This window comes from Peribacillus sp. P4_C12 (assembly GCF_056402095.1).
This window is the reverse complement of the sequence record NZ_JBFUIB010000358.1, coordinates 1-3,905: the sequence shown is the minus strand read 5'-3', so window position 1 is coordinate 3,905 and position 3,905 is coordinate 1. Positions and strand designations below refer to the sequence as shown.

General features: G+C 37.2%; 4 protein-coding genes. All 4 read right to left on the bottom strand.

The window, feature by feature from the left end; translation table 11 throughout:
- On the bottom strand, nt 1-981 hold a 981-nt coding region (locus tag AC1DUW_RS22850; RefSeq protein WP_477643538.1), incomplete at its 3' end, for a HAMP domain-containing protein.
- Nucleotides 981-1,697, bottom strand: coding sequence for a response regulator (locus AC1DUW_RS22845; RefSeq protein ID WP_477643537.1), 717 nt, complete (start codon nt 1,695-1,697; stop codon nt 981-983). The genes AC1DUW_RS22850 and AC1DUW_RS22845, both read right to left, overlap by 1 nt.
- Nucleotides 1,698-1,993: 296 nt before the next feature.
- Complete coding sequence (ccsB, locus tag AC1DUW_RS22840; RefSeq protein ID WP_477643536.1) at nt 1,994-3,172, bottom strand: c-type cytochrome biogenesis protein CcsB; 1,179 nt, start codon at nt 3,170-3,172, stop codon at nt 1,994-1,996.
- Nucleotides 3,165-3,905 (bottom strand): cytochrome c biogenesis ResB family protein (locus tag AC1DUW_RS22835; protein ID WP_477643535.1); only part of this gene is annotated, 741 nt, incomplete at its 5' end. The genes ccsB and AC1DUW_RS22835, both read right to left, overlap by 8 nt.

Sequence of the window (3,905 nt, the reverse complement as noted above, 5' to 3'; positions counted from 1 at the left end):
CAATGTAATTTCCCCGACTTGCTCCTTATCGAAAGACTCTGATTCATCAAATAGATTCATCAGTACCAAAGGGACATTTACATTATCTTCCCGGTTGTAGCCTTTTTCAAAGTACCAAGATTGCAGAAATCTTTCCGCTGGCGGATTCGTTTCCAGGATAGTTCCATCTTTATTGAAGGTAATGACTCCATCCGCCATACTACTAAGGATGCTCGAAAGATGTTCTTTTTCCTGGCTAAGAGCATTCATATTGAATTTCAATTGCTTTCTCATCTGATTAAATGCTATTGCCAACTCACCAATTTCATCCTGAGTCAAGATAGGCACCTTTGTATCAAATTTCCCCCTAGCAATGGCTAGGGCGGCTTCCCTCATCTTCACCAGCGGAGCATTGATCCTTGTAGATAAAAAGAAAGCAAAAATCGTTGTTAAAATAATGGCAATCCCTGCTGCCAACAGAATGAATTGCGTTGTGGACTTAGTGGTTTCTTCCATGGACTCCAAGGATTGAAATAAGAAGACCTCGTCCTGCTCTCCATTTAGTTCAAGTGGCACTCCGACAACGATTGCAGATAATTCCTTATTTCCATTGTCCTCAGATAGCGCCATTTCTTTTTTTACAGTCTTTCTTTCCGTAAAAACTTTCTGCAAATCGGGATCATTTTTAATTGACTCTGGCGTAATTTTAATCTCCTTATCACCGATTGATGAGAATATCATTTTTTCATCATTAAGGATAATCATTTTCGTTTCGTCGCCTATCAATTCCGAAGCTATTTGTAAAACATAATTGCTAGAGCCCTGATGATCATTTGTAACCTCTATGATCTGCTCTGCCGTTTTGGTTAAATCATTTTCAATATTTTCAATTTGAAAATTCTGAAAGAATTCTACTAATAGAACGGTTAAAACGATTAATACAAATGACACGAGCAATAGAATGGTTGCCCAAAGCTTCCCTACAACACTGCCCCATAACATCAGTCATTAATAACTTCGAACTTGTAACCGACACCCCAAACAGTGACAATCATCTTGGCAGCATTTTCGGATATAYGGTTTAATTTTTCACGTAGGCGTTTAACATGCGTGTCAACAGTTCGAAGGTCTCCAAAGAATTCATAATGCCACACTTCTTTTAACAATTGCTCGCGATCAAATACTTTATCAGGTGATTTCGCTAAGAAATACAATAATTCATATTCTTTTGGTGTCAAAGATACCTCTTTATCATCAGCAAGTACACGATGTGCATCATTATCAATTGTTAAATGGGAAAAGACAATCACATCTTTTGTCGTCGTTTCGGTCTGCACGTAACTCGTGCTTGAAGAACGGCGTAATAACGCTTTCACCCTTAACACAACTTCACGAGGACTGAATGGTTTGACAATATAATCATCAGTCCCTACTTCAAATCCTTGGACCCGATTGACTTCTTCTCCTTTTGCAGTAAGCATGATTATAGGTGTTGTTTTTTTCTCTCTTAACTCACGGCAAACTTCGATTCCATCTTTACCTGGCATCATAATATCCAATAAAATTAAATCATAATCATTTTCAAGAGCTTTTGATAAAGCAACATCTCCATTTTCAGCTTCATCAATTATGTATTCTTCTCTTTCCAAATACATTTTTAACAAACGGCGGATTCTTTCCTCATCATCCACCACGAGAACTTTAATAGCATTATACATTATGTAATCAGCCTCCCTACATATATTTTACAAAATGAAAACTTCTATGACTAATATTTTTTCCTTCCAAAGTACGATAAATAGCCAATTCTGTTTAGCTTCTATGAACTATTCACCATTTTGTCACAATAAACACACTCCTTCTGTTCCCACACTAAGGTCTGGTTGTTATTTCCCCGGGAATAACATGGAAATAATAGTATAGAAAAAGGGATCATTCTTAGAAACATCGATAAGTATTCTCCTCGATGTTTCTACCAAAAGACCCCCTTAATCTAATTTATTAAATTACCGAATCAAGCATACGAATGCAAACCAGCAATAACAAGATTAACAAATATTAAGTTAAATATCATAATAGCAAAACCGATAACGGCTAGCCACGCTGATTTTTCTCCCTGCCAACCCTTTGACATACGCAAATGTAAGAAAGCTGCATAAAACAACCAAGTAACCAGTGCCCAAACTTCTTTCGGATCCCAGCCCCAGAATCGTGTCCAGGCAACTTGAGCCCAGATCATGGCAAAAATGAGGGCTCCAAGTGTAAAGATTGGAAAACCGATAAGAACCGAACGATAACTGATTTCATCCAATAAATTCAAATTTACATTTTTGACAATCGGTTTGATCAATGCGGCAACTCTTTTACGAGAAATCAGTCTAATCAGACCATAAAGAACGAGTCCGATTCCCATCGACCAAATGACTGTATTCAGTTTCTTAGCATTAATTATCGCAGGCATGTTCACCAGTGGTTCAAATCGTTCTGTATCAGTTAGTTCCCCTTCATGGGGACCTACAAGTGCAGGAAGATTAAATTCCTGTTTTGCCAGCTCATCATGTTTATCGACCCAATCAAAATTCGCTTTATAGTCCATGGCTGCGAAAGTTGAAGTGATAATGACAAAACCTATGGTACTTACTAACGTGTACATGATGATTTCGAGCCAGAACGTTCGTTTGCTCGATTGAGATTGATCTACGGATTTGACTAAATAAATTATAGCAGCAATAAAACTAATCGCAAGGATAGACTGTCCTGCCGCTGCAGTTGTTACATGGATATGAAGCCAATCACTCTGCAGTGCAGGAATGAGTGGTGAAATTTCTGTTGGGAACATACTTGCATATGCGATAATTAATAAGGCAATAGGTAAGGCAAATAGCCCAAGAGCAGGCAATTTATAAAGGAAATAAATTAATATGAAAGCACCAACCAGCATCATTCCGAAAAAGGTTGTAAATTCAAATAGATTACTTACCGGCGCATGCCCGGCAGCAATCCACCTAGTGATAAAATATCCAATTTGTGAAGCAAAACCGAGAATGGTAATCATAATCCCCAATTTAGCCCATTTGTTTTGTTTCTTTTCCTCTGCTCCTCGTTTATCCTTAATCGATCCTCCGAATAAAAAGGTAGCAATCAGATATAAAATAAAAGCTGCATATAAAAAGTTACTGCTTAATTCAGCCATTTAAAACTTCCCCCTTAGTAGAAGATTTCTCCTCCTCAAGTTGATCCGATGGTTCGCAAAGAGAAGTGGATTCTATCGCATGTTTTATATCTCTTTTAATACCGTGCCAGTTTTTGTTTGTATGGCCGGAAATTAATATCTCCTCATTTTTCCTTTTAATCCAAATACGTCGGTGATTCCAATATGAACCTTGGACGACACCTACCATAAAAATGATTCCACCTGTGAACAGAATCCACAGTGTAAGATCTTTTCTAACCGTCAAAGCAGTGACATCTTTAGTTTCTACACCATTAAAAGCCATTTTATATGTATTTTCACCTAATGGTTCCACAGTCTCTTTTATCGCAACAAAACTGACTTCACCATCTGGTTTATCCGGTGTGTACATTTTAAAGATAAATGCCGGATTATTCGGAATCTTCGATATCGTTCTTGGGTGTCCTTTTTCATCGAACTCGAAATCTGGGAAGTAACTGATTAAATCTACTGAATATCCCTTATTTAATTCGTATTTCTTTTGAGGGTTATTCAAATCAACCTTCAAGCTTCCATAATTCTCTTCGGTTTTTTTATTAATTAAATTAAAAGCCATCGTACTAAGTTCATCTAGTTTATAGTCCACTTGGTAGAGAGCATAATGATCATGTTTCAAAGGTTCATTGACTTTAATTTTAAAATCTTTGAGCTTATTAAGGTCCACTTTTTCCCCAGGTATCGTTTCTCTCTGAGC

Excerpts from the sequence above, each read along its gene's own strand:
- ccsB (WP_477643536.1), bottom strand. The coding sequence starts at position 3,172 with ATGGCTGAATTAAGCAGTAACTTTTTATATGCAGCTTTTATTTTATAT.